Source organism: Flavobacterium sp. GT3P67 (assembly GCF_004349155.1).
Lineage (GTDB): Bacteria > Bacteroidota > Bacteroidia > Flavobacteriales > Flavobacteriaceae > Flavobacterium > Flavobacterium ranwuense.
This window is the reverse complement of the sequence record NZ_SMLF01000001.1, coordinates 1-14,808: the sequence shown is the minus strand read 5'-3', so window position 1 is coordinate 14,808 and position 14,808 is coordinate 1. Positions and strand designations below refer to the sequence as shown.

15 protein-coding genes are annotated in these 14,808 nt (G+C 36.0%); 12 read left to right on the top strand and 3 right to left on the bottom strand.

All coding sequences use genetic code 11. The annotated features are described in order from the left end of the window. Positions 1-94: 94 nt before the first annotated feature. The gene (locus E0H99_RS00080; protein ID WP_131990232.1) at positions 95-979 is read right to left on the bottom strand and encodes an NAD kinase; all 885 of its coding nucleotides are present in this window, start codon (positions 977-979) and stop codon (positions 95-97) included. 78 nt (positions 980-1,057) lie between these two features. Next, positions 1,058-1,717: a CBS domain-containing protein gene (locus E0H99_RS00075; RefSeq protein WP_131990231.1), complete on the bottom strand. Its 660-nt coding sequence runs from the start codon at positions 1,715-1,717 to the stop codon at positions 1,058-1,060. Positions 1,718-1,830: 113 nt separating this feature from the next. Here E0H99_RS00075 and E0H99_RS00070 point away from each other — a divergent pair, with 113 nt between their 5' ends. From E0H99_RS00070 to E0H99_RS00015, 12 genes are all read left to right on the top strand, one after another. Beyond that, positions 1,831-2,544 carry a pyridoxine 5'-phosphate synthase gene (locus tag E0H99_RS00070; protein WP_131990230.1) on the top strand — a complete coding sequence of 238 codons (714 nt, stop codon included), beginning with the start codon at positions 1,831-1,833 and terminating at the stop codon, positions 2,542-2,544. 79 nt (positions 2,545-2,623) lie between these two features. Next, on the top strand, positions 2,624-3,382 hold the full coding sequence (locus tag E0H99_RS00065; RefSeq protein ID WP_131990229.1) for an alpha/beta fold hydrolase: 759 nt from the start codon (positions 2,624-2,626) through the stop codon (positions 3,380-3,382). Between the two features lie 54 nt (positions 3,383-3,436). Further along, positions 3,437-3,781 (top strand): phage holin family protein, encoded by a 345-nt coding sequence (locus E0H99_RS00060; protein WP_131990228.1) that lies wholly within the window; start codon positions 3,437-3,439, stop codon positions 3,779-3,781. Positions 3,782-3,868: 87 nt separating this feature from the next. Further along, the gene (locus E0H99_RS00055; protein ID WP_131990227.1) at positions 3,869-4,240 is read left to right on the top strand and encodes a hypothetical protein; all 372 of its coding nucleotides are present in this window, start codon (positions 3,869-3,871) and stop codon (positions 4,238-4,240) included. Between the two features lie 151 nt (positions 4,241-4,391). Further along, complete coding sequence (locus tag E0H99_RS00050; RefSeq protein ID WP_131990226.1) at positions 4,392-5,267, top strand: DUF3347 domain-containing protein; 876 nt, start codon at positions 4,392-4,394, stop codon at positions 5,265-5,267. Between the two features lie 20 nt (positions 5,268-5,287). Then, a complete protein-coding gene (locus tag E0H99_RS00045) occupies positions 5,288-5,758 on the top strand; it encodes a TlpA family protein disulfide reductase (protein WP_131990225.1) in 471 nt (156 codons plus the stop codon). A 6-nt stretch (positions 5,759-5,764) separates the two neighbouring features. Next, positions 5,765-6,295: a heavy-metal-associated domain-containing protein gene (locus E0H99_RS00040; RefSeq protein WP_131990224.1), complete on the top strand. Its 531-nt coding sequence runs from the start codon at positions 5,765-5,767 to the stop codon at positions 6,293-6,295. Next, positions 6,295-7,104, top strand: coding sequence for a hypothetical protein (locus tag E0H99_RS00035; protein ID WP_131990223.1), 810 nt, complete (start codon positions 6,295-6,297; stop codon positions 7,102-7,104). Before E0H99_RS00040 ends, E0H99_RS00035 begins: the two co-directional genes overlap by 1 nt. Positions 7,105-7,195: 91 nt before the next feature. Continuing rightward, positions 7,196-7,927, top strand: a complete 732-nt coding sequence (locus tag E0H99_RS00030; RefSeq protein WP_131990222.1) for a DUF3347 domain-containing protein — start codon at positions 7,196-7,198, stop codon at positions 7,925-7,927. 4 nt (positions 7,928-7,931) lie between these two features. After that, positions 7,932-8,492: a helix-turn-helix domain-containing protein gene (locus tag E0H99_RS00025; RefSeq protein WP_240723415.1), complete on the top strand. Its 561-nt coding sequence runs from the start codon at positions 7,932-7,934 to the stop codon at positions 8,490-8,492. A gap of 85 nt (positions 8,493-8,577) precedes the next feature. Further along, complete coding sequence (locus tag E0H99_RS00020) at positions 8,578-11,112, top strand: heavy metal translocating P-type ATPase (RefSeq protein WP_131990220.1); 2,535 nt, start codon at positions 8,578-8,580, stop codon at positions 11,110-11,112. A gap of 37 nt (positions 11,113-11,149) precedes the next feature. Next, positions 11,150-13,741, top strand: coding sequence for a multicopper oxidase domain-containing protein (locus tag E0H99_RS00015; protein ID WP_131990219.1), 2,592 nt, complete (start codon positions 11,150-11,152; stop codon positions 13,739-13,741). 494 nt (positions 13,742-14,235) lie between these two features. On the opposite strand, the gene E0H99_RS00005 is transcribed toward E0H99_RS00015, so the two are convergent. Then, positions 14,236-14,772 carry a hypothetical protein gene (locus E0H99_RS00005; RefSeq protein WP_131990217.1) on the bottom strand — a complete coding sequence of 179 codons (537 nt, stop codon included), beginning with the start codon at positions 14,770-14,772 and terminating at the stop codon, positions 14,236-14,238. Positions 14,773-14,808: the final 36 nt, after the last annotated feature.

The window sequence follows — 14,808 nt, the reverse complement described above, 5'->3', positions numbered from 1 at the left end:
TTAATAATTAACTGCTAAACGCACACTAAATGAATATTTGTTTCACTAAAACGGGAAAAATTGATAAAATCGTATAGCGTTTGATTAAAATGATTTAATTCCTTTTGTCTTCTCCCCAAAGTAATTTGCTGCGAAGTGTTTTCAAAAATGTTTCTTCGGGAATTTCGACCATGTTAATTTGAAAAGGGGTTTTCTTTAAAGTCAGAATCGATTCGTTTTTTATTGAGGTAACTCTGGAATCTAAGGAGACCAAATAGTATTCCTCTCTTCCCGAAACTTTTAATCGGATTTCAGTTTCATCCGGGACTACAAGTGGCCTGGCAGTAAGGTTATGAGGAGCAATAGGAGTAATGACTAAGCTTTTTACATCAGGGGTCAAAATTGGACCACCACAGCTAAGGGAATATCCTGTGGATCCTGTTGGTGTAGAAATGATTAAACCGTCAGCCCAATAGGAATTTAAAAACTCATCATTCAAGTACGTGTCAATCGTAATCATCGAAGTGGTGTCTTTTCGGCTTACCGTAATTTCATTCATGGCAAAATTGATTTCTTCAATGGATTCATTCGGAGGCGAGCACGTTAAACTCAATAATGCTCTTTTAGAAATCGTATATTTTTTATCGATAACAAATTGCATAAACGATGCAATATTCTCTTTTTGTACAGAAGCTAAGAAACCTAACCTGCCTGCATTTATACCTAGAATTGGTATGCCGGAATCTCTGACTAATGTTGCGGCTCTTAGTATAGTTCCATCCCCGCCTATGCTTATCAGCATATCAAAACTAGCATCCAGCTCCGTATGGGATGTGAACGTTTTGTATTTTTTTTCTACAATCTTCCGGTCGTTAAGCATCAATAAAAAATGAGACTCGATAATCATCTCTACATTGTTTTTGTTAAAAAAAACAAAGATGTCGTTTATGATGGGTTCTGTGCTGTTTTGATAATATTGACCGTAGATAGCTACTTTCATCTTTTTGTTTAATCGTTTAATGTTGATATGTTTATTTTGGCGTTTAATCGATTAAACAAATAATCGGTTAAACGAAAACTATATATTAAGGTATTTGTCTAAATAGTCAGAGCGCTCTTTTAAATTATTGATATAATTATCTTCTTGATGTTCCGATATGATTTCATAATTGTATCTTCTAAAAGTTTGAATGATTTCATTCATCGCGCCCAAAGTTATTTTTAAAGTTACTTCAACACTCTCAATATCCGCTTCAGAGATGAATAGCCCTAAAAGTTTTCCGTTATTGCTTTCTATAATTTGAGTAATTTGACTCATCGAATAATCCAAAACTCCTTTTTTGACAACAATGATTCCGCCTGGTTCTTTTAAAAATGGTGTTTCATGAAAAAATTTCATAATATCCTCTATTTCATAATACCCCACGTATGTATTGTTTTCGTCCAAAATGGGAACTAAATTGGTGTGGTTTTTTGCAAAAACTTCTAAAACATCCAGCCACATCGTATTTGTTCTGGTAAAAAAACCGTCTAGAGTAAATCGATAATCCGCTACTTTTTTATCACTGTCAAAAGTCTCTATATCTTCGGATGCAATACTGCCAATATAAATTCCCTCTTCAATAATTGGAAAATGAGAAAAGTGTAATTCACTAAAAAAGTCTTGAACAGTCGCAATAGAATCTTGGCTGTCAATCGCTTTAAAGTCATTGGTGATATATTCTGTAATTTCTGTCATAAATCAATCGGGAATATTTCATGCAAAATAATCAAAAATAAGCAAAATCTCCTAAGTTTTACTTTGTATTTTTGTTCCAATAAATACTAGTATCAAAATCAAAAAGTGTTCTAATGACAAAATTAAGTGTAAACATCAATAAAATAGCTACTTTGCGAAATGCTCGTGGAGGAAATGTTCCCGATTTATTAAAAGTAGCCACCGATATTCAAAAGTTTGGTGCCGAAGGAATCACCATTCATCCCCGTCCGGATGAGCGCCACATTCGCTATCAAGATGCCCGAGATTTAAAATCTATCGTTTACACCGAATATAATATTGAAGGAAATCCAGAGAAAACCTTTATCGATCTGGTTCTCGAAATAAAACCGACGCAAGTGACTTTGGTGCCGGATGCAATCGATGCCATAACGTCAAATGCAGGTTGGGATACCATAAAACACGCTGCATATTTAACCGAAATCGTTCAGGAATTTCAACGCAACGGAATCAGAACTTCCATTTTTGTAGATCCTGTTCTCGAAATGATTGAAGGCGCGAAAAAAATTGGAACCGAAAGAATCGAATTGTACACAGAGGCATTTGCACATCAATACGGTTTAGGAAATCCAGATGGAATAAAACCGTATACGGAATCAGCAATTTTAGCCAATGAATTAGGACTAGGAATCAATGCAGGTCACGATTTGAGTTTAGATAACATTCAGTTTTTCAAACAAAATATTCCGGGATTACTAGAAGTTTCCATTGGTCACGCACTGATTTCCGAAGCCATTTATCTGGGATTGGATAATGTGGTGAATATGTATTTGCAAAAATTAAAATAATTTTTTTTGAATATTGATTGACGAATTATGAATGCAGAAATCTGCAATCTAAAATCGTTAATCTGCAATCTAAAATCAAATGTTATACTCAAAAATAGAAGGCTCAGGGCAACCGCTTTTAATTCTCCACGGATTTCTGGGAATGTCTGATAATTGGAAAACACTCGGAACGCAATTTGCGGCTGATTTTCAGGTTCACATACTGGATTTACGCAACCACGGCCGAAGCTTACATTCAGAAGAATTTAGTTATGAAGTGATGGTTCAAGATGTCTTCGAGTATTGCGAAGCCAATAATTTAGAAAACATCAATGTCATCGGGCATTCCATGGGCGGGAAAGTAGCGATGCTTTTGGCAACGACACATCCGGAATTGGTTGATAAACTTATTGTTGCTGACATCGGACCAAAATTTTATCCGCAACACCATCAGGATATTTTGGCGGGACTGAATGCCGTTGATTTTTCATTAAAACCAGCCCGAAACGAAGTCGAAGAAATCATGGCCAGTTATGTTCCTGATTTTGGAACCAGACAATTCTTAATGAAAAATTTATTTTGGCAGGAGCCGGGACAACTCGCCTTCCGATTTAATTTGGAAGTTTTTAACAGAAAAATGGATGAAATTGGAATTCCTTTACCTGAAGGATTCATTTTCGGGAAACCAACGTTGTTCATTCGAGGCGGAAATTCCAATTATATTCTGGACAGTGATTTTGAAAACATAAAACAACATTTCCCTGATTCAAGCATCGAAACGATTCCTAATGTAGGGCATTGGCTTCATGCCGAAAACCCAACCGAATTTTACCAAAAAGTGACTTCTTTTTTGAAATAAACGTAATAATTTTAAATTTTCACTACATTTATTAAAACTTTAAAACAAAAATTCATGAATTTACTGATTAAAATTCTTATCACTTCGGGCTTAGTATTACTAATTGCGAACTTTATGCCGGGTGTTCGTGTAGCAGGATTTACTACAGCATTAATCGTAGCAATTGTTCTAGGGTTACTTAATATATTTATCAAACCAATATTGGTAATACTTACATTGCCGGTTACTATTATTACTTTAGGATTGTTTTTATTGGTTATTAATGCACTTATGATTTTGTTATGTACAAAAATTGTTGGCGGATTTAGTGTCGATACGTTTTGGACGGCCTTGTTCTTTAGTATCATATTGTCAGTATTACAGTCCATAATGAATGGGATATTGGGAGAAGGAAAATAAAGATTTGTTTTTAACACGTATTTGTGAATGAATTAATTTACAGTATTTGTTAATTTTATAACTTTGCACATCTATATAAGATAAACAATGTCTAAAAAGTTTTACATAGTGTTATTAGTTGTGCTTGGTTTCTTTATGACACCAAGCGCGGCTTTTGCATGTGGAACAAAAACGGAGAAGGCATGTTGCAAAAAAGAATCTCCTTCGAAAAAGGAGAAAAAAGAATGTTGTAAAAAAGAACAGTCTTCAAAAGAGAAATCTCATCATGGTTGTAATGGAGCTTGTAAGGATGTTTCTTGTAATAGCTCAACTGTTTACTTGGGTCTGACTTCATTGTTTTATACCGAATTGAATAATCAGCTCTTCAGTTTTTCTACTGAAAAACAAAATTACTATTACTCAGAAATCTTTATTTCTTCCGATTTCCGTTCTATTTGGCTTCCACCTAAAATAAGCTAAATTCCTTTATGACAGCCAAAAGACTGTCCAATTCAAAGCATTTATGCTTTACAATCATTAAATTTTAGTCGAATATAATTTGAAATATAGCGAAACAGGCTATTGTTTTCAATGTTTTTTGCGACTAATTCACCTCAAAATTATTCATATAATGAACTCAATAAAAAGAGTATTGATGGCAATAATCCTATTGCTTTCAGTTACAATTGCAAGCGCGCAAATTAAAAACGGTAAAACAGAAACGGTAAAAATATACGGTAACTGTGACATGTGTAAAAGCAAGATAGAAACTGCCGGAAACCTGAAAAAAGTGGCAAAAGTCGAGTGGAATAAAGATTCTAAAATGGCAACACTTACGTATGATTCCTCTAAAACGAGTCAGGACGAAATCTTGAAACGCATTGCTTTAGCCGGTTATGACAGCGATAAATTTCTAGCTCCGGATGCTACTTATGACGCATTACATGGATGTTGTCAATATGAAAGAGAAGCAAAAGTAGCCGTTTCAACAGAGATGAAAATGGAAAGTGCTGCTGCAGAAAATCATGCAAACCACGCCAATCATTCTGATACTGCAATTGCAAAACAGCAAGTGAATACGCAATTAAAAGTTGTTTTTGATACCTATTTCTTATTGAAAGATGCTTTGGTAAAAACAGATGGAAAAGCGGCTGCTACTGTTGCGAAAGACGTTTTAACAGCTTTGAATGCAGTAAAAATGGAAGAACTTGCTATGGATGTTCACGTCGTTTGGATGAAAGAAATGAACGGTTTAATGGCTGGTGCCAAGAATATTTCGGAAACTCAAGACATCAAACGTCAAAGAGAATTTTTTATTCCTTTTTCAAAATCGATGTACGAATTGATAAAAGTGGCTAAATACGAAACTCCGGTTTATCTTCAGTTTTGTCCTATGGCAAACGGTGGTAAAGGCGCAAACTGGTTGAGTAAAGAGAACGCGGTTAAAAACCCATATTACGGTTCTCAAATGATGACTTGCGGAAAAACGGTCGAAACGATTCAATAACTGTTTAAAAAGAATATAACATGAAAAAAATAATGCTGCTATTCAGTTTGATAATCAGTATTTCAACTGCAACTGCCCAAATGAAAATGGGAGACAGTTTGCCTGATTTTCAACTTAAAAATAATAAAGAGACAACAATAAATTTGACTTCTTTCAAAGGAAAAACGGTTTTAATTGACTTTTGGGCTTCTTGGTGCGCGCCTTGTAGACTGGCTAATAAAAAGTTGGCTCCTTTATACAATCAATATAAAAATGACAACTTCGAAATTGTTGGGATATCGCTGGATACGGACAAAACGAAGTGGATGAATGCCATTCAAAAAGATAAATTAGCATACGAGCAATTAATCGATGCTAAAGGTTTTGATGCTAAATCAGCACTGCTTTTTGGAGTTGAAGAATTACCCAATTCGTATCTATTTGATACATCAGGAAAATTGGTTGCCATCAATCCAACCGAAGAAGAAATAATAGTGCAAATAAAAAAATAAAGCAAAATGAAAAATATAAATTTAAAATTCATTGCTGTCGCTTGTTTGGTTTTAATAGCAAGCATGAAATCCTATTCTCAAATTTCAAAAGCAGAGATAGTTGCTACAGGTTTAACCTGTTCAATGTGTTCCAATGCTATAAACAAACAACTGAAAGCAACCGTTGGTGTGGATAGCGTGAGTACTGATTTGAACACGAATACCTTCACGGTTTATTTCAAAAAAGAGAGTAAAATAAAGCCAAGAGTTCTGAAAGAAAGTGTTGAAAAAGCAGGTTTCTTTATCGGTTCATTAGTAATTACAGTGCCTACAGAAAGCTTAAAAATAGATGGAGATAAAACTATTTCTTTAAACGGTTCCACTTTCGTTTTATTGAATGAGGAACTTAAAAATAGTAACGGGGAAACAAAATTAAAGGTGTATGACAAAGGGTATGTAACTCAAAAAGAGCATAAAAAACTGCTTAAAACGTTTTCAAAAACAGCGTCCTACCCATTAGACAATGAAGACGATTACCATATTAAAACTGTAATTTAATGAAAAAGTTTTTAATAGTATTTGCGTTTTTTCTTATTCAAGGAATAACGGCTCAAGAACTTTTTGTAGTCACTGATCCGGCAAGTAATATTCCTGCGCGTTCATTAGGGATTCGTCTGGGACAATCTATTTTTAAAGAACAAATGAAATCAGGATATAGTTATCATTTAATGCCCGAAGCGACTTGGGGGATCAATAAAAACTTGATGGTCAGAACCTCCGTATTTGTAAGCAATAGAAACAATCAATTGGTTACTGAAGGAGCTGGTTTTTATACTAAATATCGTTTCCTTTCCACGGATGATTTACACAGTCATTTTCGTATGGCAGCATTTGGAAGATACAGTTTTAATAATGCGGATATTCATCAGGAACAAATAGAAATTATGGGACACAATACTGGTTTTGAAACTGGGATTGTGGCTACACAGCTTATAAAAAAACTGGCCATAAGTGCTTCTGTTAGCTTTGAAAAAGCGTTTGATAATAAGCCGGATTACAAATATCCGGCAGCACAAAGTGATAACGCTACCAATTATACATTATCGCTTGGAAGATTGATGTATCCAAAAAAATACACTAATTTTAAACAAACAAATATCAATACAATGGTCGAGTTTGTTGGACAAACATTAAACGAAAACGGGAAATCGTATTTAGACATTGTACCGTCAATTCAATTTATCATCAACAGCCAAGCGCGTATTGATGTTGCTTACAGACAAGAATTATACAGTTCTATGCTGCGTTCTGCGCCAAATGGATTTTATCTGAATTTAGAATATAATTTTTTCAATGTTTCAAAATGAAATAAAGGATAATCAGTGCCAAATAGGTTTTTAAAAAAGACAGTCGTCAAAAAATGGCGTAATTAGTCACAACAATTAATAAATTTATTAAATGAAAAATACAATCCTATCAATAGTCACATTCGTATTAGTGTTAGTTTCTTGCAACCAGAAAAATAAAGAATCGGAAGTCAGCAATCCTGAAACAACCGCAACTTCTTCGGAATTGTACGCGTGTCCGATGCATCCTGAGGTTACAGGTAAAAAAGGAGCAGAATGTCCGGAATGTGGTATGGAACTAACAGAAAAAGTGACGCAAATGCCAAAAACGGAAAATAATGATCCGATTACTACAGCTGTTAAAACGGAAAATACTGCTGTAACCACTAAAACAATTGCTGAATCTTCGTTTACAATTAATGAAATAGTAAGCAGCTATTTAAAGCTTAAAAATGCATTGGTAAAAGATGATTCTAAAGGGGCTGCCAATGCTGGAAAAGCATTACATGCTACTTTTAACAAAGTGAATTCTAATACCATTTTAGATAAAAAACTGAAAAATAAATACAATGATATTGTTGCTGATGCAAAGGAGCATGTGAAACATATTGGTGATAACGCAGGAAAAATGGATCATCAAAGAGAATATTTTGCCCTGTTGAGCAAAGATATGAATGATTTAATAAAAACTTTTGGAACAGATCAAAAGCTATATCAAGCGTATTGTCCAATGTATAATGAAGGGAAAAACGGTTATTGGATAAGCGAAACCAAAGAAATTAAGAATCCGTATTTTGGTTCTGAGATGCTGAATTGCGGTAGAATTGTAGAAACTGTAAAATAAGATTTTGAAATTACATATAAAAAATATGGTTTGCAGCCGATGTATAATGGTAGTGAAGTCTGAACTGGAAAAGTTTGGACTTCATGCTATTTCGGTTGAATTAGGGGAAGTGGAAATTTCTGAAGACTTGAATAAAAGAAAAGAGCAGGAGCTTAATGAGAAATTAGTAGCCTTAGGTTTTGAACTCATCGATGATAAAAAAAGCCGGGTAGTAGAAAAGGTAAAAAATCTGATTGTAGAATTAGTGCATTTCAAAGACAATCGTTTTAAAACTAATTTGTCAGATTATATAGTAGCAGCTATTGGGCAAGATTACAGCTATATCAGTAATCTGTTTTCGTTACAAGAAATCACTACTATTGAGCAATATTATATCCTTCAAAAAATTGAAAAAGTCAAAGAATTAATTGTTTATGACGAATTGAGTTTGAATGAAATTGCCTTTCAACTCAATTACAGCAGTGCCTCACACTTAAGTAAACAATTTAAAAAAGTAACAGGTTTGACACCTACTTTTTTCAAAAACTTGAAAGAACAGAAACGACATCCTCTCGACAATCTATAAAAGATACAAAAGAGAACCAGAATTGTATAAGAGTTAAAGTTGTATTCAGGAGGAACTTTGTATAAATAATTTAATATACAATATCATGACGCATACATATAACATTACAGGAATGAGTTGTGACGGTTGCCGTTCCAAAGTCGAAAAAACATTGAATGCAGTTGAAGGGATTCAGGCGACAATTACTTTGGATCCGCCAATAGCGACAATAACAATGGATAAACACATTCCGACTACTCAATTACAAGAGGCTTTAACTGCTGCTGGAAACTACACAATTACAATGAATAATGTGGTTGATTCTCACGGAACTACTGAAAAGCCAATCGAGAAATCGTGTTGCAGTTCCAATAAATCACAAGATAAATCAACAGTAATTTTACCCAATAATGCACAAGGCAAATACTATTGTCCGATGCATTGTGAGGGCGAAAAAGTCTATGATAAACCTGGAAGTTGTCCGGTTTGCGGAATGAATCTGGAAAAAGTTCCAGAATTAAGTGCTGCAAAAACAATGTATACCTGTTCCATGCATCCCGAAGTTATCAAAGACGGTCCCGGTTCGTGTCCGGTTTGCGGAATGGATTTAGTGCCAATGGAACCCACCGATTCTGAAGAAAATAAGGTGTATAATGACTTGGTTCGCAAAATGAAAATAGCGGTAGTTTGTACGGTTCCTGTTTTTATTATTGCCATGTCAGATATGATTCCGAATAATCCATTAATGAAAATTATGGATACGGCAAACTGGAATTGGGTACAATTACTACTCTCGCTTCCTGTCGTTTTTTATGCGTGTTGGATGTTTTTTGAGCGCGCTTGGAAATCAATTGTTACTTGGAATCTCAATATGTTTACCCTTATCGGAATTGGTACAGGAGTGGCGTTTTTATTTAGTTTAGTTGGGATGTTTTTTCCCGCTGTTTTCCCGGATGAATTTAAAACGAACAACGGAACAGTTTCGCTCTATTTTGAAGCAACTACGGTGATATTGACCTTGGTTTTATTGGGACAACTACTCGAAGCCAGAGCACACAGCCAAACGAGTGGAGCAATAAAAGAATTGTTGAAATTAGCGCCGACCGAAGCCATTTTGGTACGCGATGGAAAAGATACGGTTATCTCCATTCACGACATCAAAAAAGGCGATTTATTGCGTGTGAAACCCGGAGATAAAATTCCGGTGGATGGAAAAATCACCGATGGTGAAAGTACTATTGACGAATCGATGATTACAGGCGAACCCATTCCTGTTGATAAAAAAATAGGCGACAGCATTAGTTCCGGAACAATAAATGGAAATAAATCCTTTGTGATGATTGCTGAAAAAGTAGGTTCAGAAACCTTGCTTTCGCAAATTATACAAATGGTCAATACTGCCAGCAGATCTAAAGCACCGATTCAAAAACTAGCGGATAAAATAGCTAAATATTTTGTGCCAATTGTGGTTTTTGTATCTGTAATTACTTTTTTTGTTTGGGCACAATTTGGTCCTGAACCCGCAATGGTTTATGGATTTATTAATGCGATTGCTGTATTGATAATTGCCTGTCCATGCGCTTTAGGATTAGCCACGCCCATGTCAGTGATGGTGGGTGTTGGGAAAGGAGCGCAATCAGGAGTTTTGATAAAAAACGCCGAAGCATTGGAAAATATGAATAAAGTGAATGTGCTGATTACGGATAAAACAGGAACAATCACCGAAGGAAAACCTTCGATTGAAAAAGTATTCTCCTTAAATAATGACGAAGATTCTTTGTTGCAAAGCATTGCATCTTTAAATCAGTACAGCGAACATCCTTTGGCGCAAGCCGTAGTAAATTTTGCGAAAGCGAAAGCAGTTTCATTAATCGAAGTAAAGGATTTTGAAGCGATTTCCGGAAAAGGAGTTATTGGAACAGTAACCAACAAAAAAGTGGCGCTCGGAAATAAAAAATTGATGGAGCAGGTGAATGCCACGGTTTCCGAAGAATTAGAAAATAAAATCACAGCCGAACAAAAACTGGGAAAAACGGTTTCTTATATTTCAGTTGACGGAATTGCGGTGGGATTTGTATCGATAACTGACGCTATAAAAGCAACAAGTATCGAAGCCATAAAAGAATTAATGCGTCAGGGAGTTGAAGTAATTATGCTAACGGGCGATAATGAAAACACGGCAAAAGCAGTGGCGACACAATTGAATTTAAGTTCATTTAAAGCGAGTTGTTTGCCCGAAGACAAGTTGAAAGAAATTAAGCGACTGCAAGCCGAAGGGAAAATTGTAGCCATGGCAGGCGACGGAATAAACGATGCCCCGGCTTTGGCGCAAGCCGATATTGGAATTGCTATGGGAACCGGAACGGATGTCGCCATTGAAAGTGCTAAAATTACTTTGGTAAAAGGAGACTTGCAAGGCATTGTCAAAGCCAAGAATTTAAGTCATGCCGTGATGCGAAATATCAAGCAAAATTTATTCTTTGCTTTTTTCTATAATGTATTGGGAATTCCAATTGCCGCGGGTGTTTTGTATCCTTTTTTTGGGGTGTTGCTTTCGCCAATGATTGCGGCTTTGGCCATGAGTTTCAGTTCGGTTTCCGTAATTGTCAATGCGTTGCGATTGCGCGGTTTAAAACTTTAAAGAAAATAGTTAAGAGATTCTTTGGAAATTAAAAAATATGAAAAATACGACACTACTACTTGTATTCCTGATGCTTATTTCTGCTTTTGCAAAAGCAGAAAATAAAAATGGAATTACGATTTCCAGAAAAGCATCCATTTTTCAAACACAGCCTGTAATGTACACTTGTGTAATGCACCCGGAAATTCATGCGAATAAACCCGGGAAATGCCCCAAATGCGGGATGGATTTAATTAAAGAGAAAGCAAAACCAGTAAAAAAACCAGTAAAAAAAGCAGTTGCCAAAAAACAAGTGCCAAAAGCAATTGTTAAAAAGCAAATGCCGTTGCGAACCAGCGTGAATCAAACCAAAGCGGCAAGTGCGGATACGCATCAAAATCATGTGGCTACTCCTATAGACAGCATCACAGTGAAAGCAGAGCCCATTAAAAGAACAGCGAAAAATGCACCGCCTAGAACCGTTCGGTATGATTTATATGTTCGCGATACCATTGTCACTTTTGGCGATACGCCTAAAAGAGCAATAGCGGTAAACGGACAAATTCCGATGCCAACACTCACCTTTACTGAAGGCGATATTGCCGAAATTTATGTACACAACGAATTAAATGAAGACACTTCGTTGCATTGGCACGGATTGTTTTTGCCTAATAAAGAAGACGGTGTACCTAATTTGACACAAATGCCAATCAAACCGCATACCACGCATAAATATACCTTTCCAATTATCCAGCACGGAACGCATTGGTATCACAGTCATACGGGTTTGCAGGAACAAATTGGGATGTACGGTTCTTTTATCATGAATAAAAAATCGGATGATACAACGTTTAGAAAAGGAATTGATGATTTACCAACCGTTCCAATTATGCTGAGCGAATGGACGGATCTGAACCCGAATAATGTCCATCGGATGTTGCACAATGCGACGGATTGGTTTGCGATTCAAAAAGGAACTACGCAAAGCTATGCCGAAGCCATAAAAGCGGGACATTTCAAGACAAAAGCCACCAACGAATGGAAACGGATGAACGCCATGGACGTAAGTGATGTGTATTACAATAAATTCCTGATTAACGGAAAAAATGAAAGTCAACTTTCACAGTTCAAGGCGGGTGATAAAGTGCGATTGCGGATTGCCAATGGCGGCGCCTCTACTTATTTTTGGCTAACGTATGCCGGTGGGAAAATAACCGTGGTGGCCAGTGATGGAAATGATGTGGAGCCAGTTGAAGTGGATCGTTTGATTGTTGCGGTATCCGAAACCTATGATGTTGTTGTGACTATTCCTGCTGAGAAGACCGCTTTTGAATTTTTAGTCACTTCGGAGGATCGGACAAAATCCGCTTCGTTGTATTTAGGAGACGGTATCAAGCAATTGATTTCGCCTTTGCCAAAATTAAAATATTTTGAAGGAATGAAAATGATGAATGGCATGATGAAAATGAATGGCGATTTAGATGACATGGGCATGAAAATGTCGCTGAATCAAATGGACATGAATGTGGTGATGTATCCTGAAATTACTGGAAATAGTCAAAAATTGAAAGTCAAAAGTCAAAAGGAAGAGGATCATGCGAATCATAATCAGTATGACTCTAATGCACTTTCAGATATCACGACCTTGAACTATGCGATGTTAAAATCACCCACTAAAACAACGCTTCCAAAAGACGCACCGGTAAAGGAATTGCGGTTTGAATTATCAGGAAACATGAATCGCTACGTGTGGAGTCTGGACAATAAAGTGGTTTCGGAAGCCGATAAAATTCTAATTAAAAAAGGCGAAAACGTCCGGATTGTGCTCTTCAACGGTTCGATGATGCGCCATCCCATGCATTTACACGGACATGATTTTAGAGTGCTCAACGGAAAAGAAGCATACGCACCGCTGAAAAACATCATCGATATTATGCCGATGGAAACTGATACGATTGAGTTTAATGCAAATGTTAAAGGCGATTGGTTTTTTCATTGTCACATTCTCTATCACATGATGGCGGGAATGGGAAGGGTTTTTAGTTATGAAAATCAAGAGCCAAATCCTTTGATTCCAAATCCAAAATTAGCGCAACGCAAATTATTCGCTGATGACAGAGCTTTTCATGTGATGGCCGAAAATGATTTTGCCACCAATGGAAACGATGGAATGCTGATGATTCAAAACACGCGGTGGAGTATTGGTACCGAATGGCGTTTGGGGTATAAAAATCATCATGGGTATGAAACCGAAACGCACATTGGACGTTACATTGGAAAAATGCAATGGTTGATGCCGTTCATTGGTTTTGACTGGCGGTATCGAAAAATGGAAATGGGAGAAATGGAAGAAAATCTTTTTGGTCAAACCAATACCAAAGACAATCGTGCCGTTTTTAGTGTCGGAGTCGAATATACGTTGCCCATGCTCATCAAAGCACAAGCAGAAGTCTATACCGACGGGAATTTCAGGTTACAATTTGAACGCATGGATATTCCGGTTTCCAAAAGATTGCGCATGAATTTAATGTGGAATACGGACAAAGAATACATGGCGGGTTTGCGTTATATTGTAAAAAGAAATTTTGGAATTACTACGCATTATGACAGTGATATGGGAATGGGTTTTGGATTGAGCTTGAATTATTAAAGGAGTGAAAATGGAGATTTCAGGTAGTGTTTCGTTTCTAATAGTTTATCATGACTGATAATGCCGTTCGCAAAGTCTTTGCGAGGAACGAAGCAATCTCATTTAGTAGATCCGTTCCAATGATCGAGTAGATCTGCTCACTCATGTTAGTGTGTTTGCTTCGTTCCTCGCAAGGACTCTGATTGTAGATTTGTATTGGATGCTCCTCACGCCGTACGAAGTCTTCTGACTTTGTGCCCAATCCTGTATGCCGATAATATTTTATATTCACTATACTGTTTGCTTGTTATTCTGGGCGCAAAGTCAGAGACGTTTGCAGCATTAACGATAAATTTATGCGTTGAATGAACACTTTGCAGAGCTGGGCGTTCCCACGCTTCAAGCTGTTTGCAGACTTTATAGAAGGATATTTTCTGCTGAACGAAAATAGGAAATAAAACGGTAATTCCACTAAATCCGCAAATCGCTTGAAACGTGTGTTGGCAGGAGCAATTTTATTTAGTTTTAAGGGAAGATACAATTTCATCTGCTGACTTTTCCCAATTAACTCGCAGTTTTTCAATGCAATTAAATGTGAATAATAAAATTTTTCCATCAACAATTGTGAAAAAGTAATAATTAAAAATTTTTTGATCAATTGCTTGTGTTATAAATTTAAAATATCCAACTTTCTTTCCATTAATAACTTTTACGCCACCATTTAAAACTTTTAAATCAGGTCTGTTTTTTTTTAACTGTTCAATTTGGAAATCTTTCCATAAGCCCAATTGACTTTCTGATGCAGACTGGTTTGTTGTGTCCGCAACAAGATTGACTCCTCCATTTTTATCTGATACTACAAATGTTGGTTTTGGTTTGTTTTGATATTTAAATGCCCACATTTCATCAGTCATTTTAGTTAATTCTGTCGGGGAATTAAATTCGACTTTTCCATTTAGTAAATTCACTTTTTCCATTTTAATTTGGGCAAAACTTATAAATGGAATTAATACAGCAACTAATAAAATTGATTTTAAATTGTTTTTTCTCATTCTGTTTTATATACGATTTTTGTTATTGTTTCTGTC

Bases quoted from the DNA above. Each gene is read 5' to 3' on its own strand.
- E0H99_RS00075 (WP_131990231.1), bottom strand. From the start codon at position 1,717: ATGACAGAAATTACAGAATATATCACCAATGACTTTAAAGCGATTGAC.
- E0H99_RS00070 (WP_131990230.1), top strand. From the start codon at position 1,831: ATGACAAAATTAAGTGTAAACATCAATAAAATAGCTACTTTGCGAAAT.
- E0H99_RS00050 (WP_131990226.1), top strand. From the start codon at position 4,392: ATGAACTCAATAAAAAGAGTATTGATGGCAATAATCCTATTGCTTTCA.
- E0H99_RS00065 (WP_131990229.1), top strand. From the start codon at position 2,624: ATGTTATACTCAAAAATAGAAGGCTCAGGGCAACCGCTTTTAATTCTC.
- E0H99_RS00080 (WP_131990232.1), bottom strand. From the start codon at position 979: ATGAAAGTAGCTATCTACGGTCAATATTATCAAAACAGCACAGAACCC.
- E0H99_RS00040 (WP_131990224.1), top strand. From the start codon at position 5,765: ATGAAAAATATAAATTTAAAATTCATTGCTGTCGCTTGTTTGGTTTTA.
- E0H99_RS00060 (WP_131990228.1), top strand. From the start codon at position 3,437: ATGAATTTACTGATTAAAATTCTTATCACTTCGGGCTTAGTATTACTA.
- E0H99_RS00015 (WP_131990219.1), top strand. From the start codon at position 11,150: ATGAAAAATACGACACTACTACTTGTATTCCTGATGCTTATTTCTGCT.
- E0H99_RS00030 (WP_131990222.1), top strand. From the start codon at position 7,196: ATGAAAAATACAATCCTATCAATAGTCACATTCGTATTAGTGTTAGTT.
- E0H99_RS00005 (WP_131990217.1), bottom strand. From the start codon at position 14,772: ATGAGAAAAAACAATTTAAAATCAATTTTATTAGTTGCTGTATTAATT.
- E0H99_RS00035 (WP_131990223.1), top strand. From the start codon at position 6,295: ATGAAAAAGTTTTTAATAGTATTTGCGTTTTTTCTTATTCAAGGAATA.
- E0H99_RS00045 (WP_131990225.1), top strand. From the start codon at position 5,288: ATGAAAAAAATAATGCTGCTATTCAGTTTGATAATCAGTATTTCAACT.
- E0H99_RS00020 (WP_131990220.1), top strand. From the start codon at position 8,578: ATGACGCATACATATAACATTACAGGAATGAGTTGTGACGGTTGCCGT.
- E0H99_RS00055 (WP_131990227.1), top strand. From the start codon at position 3,869: ATGTCTAAAAAGTTTTACATAGTGTTATTAGTTGTGCTTGGTTTCTTT.